The organism is Nocardia sp. NPDC102475 (assembly GCF_055584605.1).
Genome location: NZ_JBVJLS010000065.1, coordinates 1 through 2,262, shown reverse-complemented (window position 1 = coordinate 2,262; position 2,262 = coordinate 1). Strand labels below are relative to the sequence as shown.

Annotated in this window: 3 protein-coding genes; all 3 read left to right on the top strand. The window is 61.8% G+C overall.

The window, feature by feature from the left end:
- On the top strand, positions 1-648 hold a 648-nt coding region (locus ACZ60G_RS44045; RefSeq protein ID WP_465818374.1), incomplete at its 5' end, for a KAP family P-loop NTPase fold protein.
- The gene (locus ACZ60G_RS44040) at positions 615-1,130 is read left to right on the top strand and encodes a hypothetical protein (RefSeq protein WP_465818372.1); all 516 of its coding nucleotides are present in this window, start codon (positions 615-617) and stop codon (positions 1,128-1,130) included. The genes ACZ60G_RS44045 and ACZ60G_RS44040, both read left to right, overlap by 34 nt.
- Before the next feature lie 33 nt (positions 1,131-1,163).
- Positions 1,164-1,829: a hypothetical protein gene (locus ACZ60G_RS44035; protein ID WP_465818370.1), complete on the top strand. Its 666-nt coding sequence runs from the start codon at positions 1,164-1,166 to the stop codon at positions 1,827-1,829.
- Positions 1,830-2,262: the final 433 nt, after the last annotated feature.

The following is a 2,262-nucleotide window of genomic DNA, read 5'->3' as shown; positions in this document are numbered from 1 at the left end:
ATCGATTCACTCATCACCGAGTTCTACAGCGCGATCGCGTCCGCCCTTCCCACGGAGGCGACCACAGCGCGAGACATGCTGAAGGCCGCCGCACCGATCGCGACCGCAGTGGTCAAGAAGCTGGCGACCGCCGTCATCGACAAGCACGCGCCCGGTGGTGTCGACGCAGCATGGCAGGCAGGCGCTGACGCGCTCGCCGATCGGCTCGGCACGGTGAACGTATCCGAAGATCCCTTCCAGGTGAGATTCGACAAGATCTCGGACGCGATCCGGGAAGCCGGTATCACGGTGCTCGTCGTGGTGGACGATCTGGATCGCCTGCACACAGATGAACTCCTGGCTGTCATGAAGGCGGTGCGGCTGCTCGGACGGTTCCCGAACGTGCACTATCTGCTCGCCTACGACAAGACCACGGTGCTGGATCTGCTCACATGTTCCGACCTCGCTCGCGACCGCGCCCACCGATACCTCGAGAAGATCGTCCAATACCAATTCGTCCTTCCCCGATCCAACGCATCCATATCGAGACCGAACTGCGTCGCGAACTCGAAACCGTCGCACGCAATCTCGACCTCGCCACCGACGCACCCGCCACCCGGTACGCGGTCGACGAGTTGCTCAACGTTCTGCCGGATCCCAACTCGCTGACCCTGCGCAGCATCAAACAGCTCTGCCTGCAGACCGATGTGCTGTGCTCGCTGGTCGGTCCCGATGAGGTCGACCTGTTCGACGCGGCCGTCATCACCTACATCCGGTTGAACTACCCCGACCTCTACGACCAAATCCCGACCTGGCGGCGGAACCTGCTCTCTCCCCGCGACCACAACACGAACCCACCAGAACAGTGGCCCGACCGCATTCGCACCGCTCTTCCCACCGGCACGGGCAGCGAGACAGTGATCGCGGTCAATCGGATGCTGGTTGCTCTCTTCCCCAACCTGCCCCACATCGAGGGCGCGGTATGGACGCAGCGCTCGGCCGATTGTCGGATCAACGACCGAGACTACTTCGCCCGCTACTTCCAGTTCGCGATCCCCGAAGGCGATCTGAGCGACACGATGGTCCGTGAGGCATTCCGAGATCTGCTCGATCGCGGCGAACTCGACCACACCTCCGTCATCAGCGATTAGCTCACAGAGGCCAGCCCACAGCGGCGCGTCCTGTTGAGCAAGATGAATCGCTACCTCGCCCTCATCGAATCATCCACCTCCACCGCCAGCGCGGCAGCCGCGGTCTCACTCACCCGCCGACTGGCACCACGCCCGGGAGAACTGTATTCCGACTGGGGCAACGTCATCTTCGCGCTCCTCGCTCACGCCGTTGCCACCGCCCACTCCGACGAGGACGGTCGCCGCATCCTCAACACCTACCGACACGAATTCGGCCTTCATCACGCATCAACCATCCTGATCTACCACCAGTGTCAGGAATCCCCCTCGGACGACCGGCTTTCCGCCGTTTTGCGCGATATCCGCGAACAGGTCGTACAGGCATGCCTGTACGACCTGCGCACACCGTCCGTGCCGATCGGGGAAGGACTTCTCTCGTTCGCCCGTGTCCTCGACGACCCGATGTGGGCACAAATCCGTGCGGCCTTGCACGGCAGTGGCATTTCCCAACAGGACATCGCCGCACGGTTCGTCGGCACCTCACAACCGAACCCCTCAGCGGTACCGGTCTTGAATCACTTCTATGACGAATGGTTCACGAAAGTCGTTCCAGCCGACGAATTGGATCTGGACCGATTCGACAACCCGACCGTCATCAACGCAACAGACCTGACGATCAACGGCCGACAAGCATTCGCCGCCCACGCGCTGCGCCTGTAGCACGGCACTGAAACTCGACGTGCCCAGAACCTGCGGACGCGAGGGCGGGCGGTAGCGACGAATGCGCCCTACCAGCGGTTGATTCTCTGCGTTGTCGGCAGCAAGTCGGTCTTCCTGAAAGACCGTATGGAATGTTGAAGGGATTGTGTGGGTCTGTCCAGTTGTATTTACAGTCCCCAACCCGGACACCACAACAAGAACCCGAAAATCGGGCTGCCCAGCCGTCAGGAAGCGGACACGAAACACGCAGAGCGGAAAGTGATCGCGGGGTCTCGGCCGGAAACCAGGCCAACAGTCTTCCCCAGATGGCTTGGCAACCAACGGCCCCGCCGATACACCGACCCTACCCACCTACAACGGGTATTCGGCCTCGATCACCAACCGCCCACACGAAAACCGCAGTTCATCCCCGTTCCCATGTTCGATGTGCCCT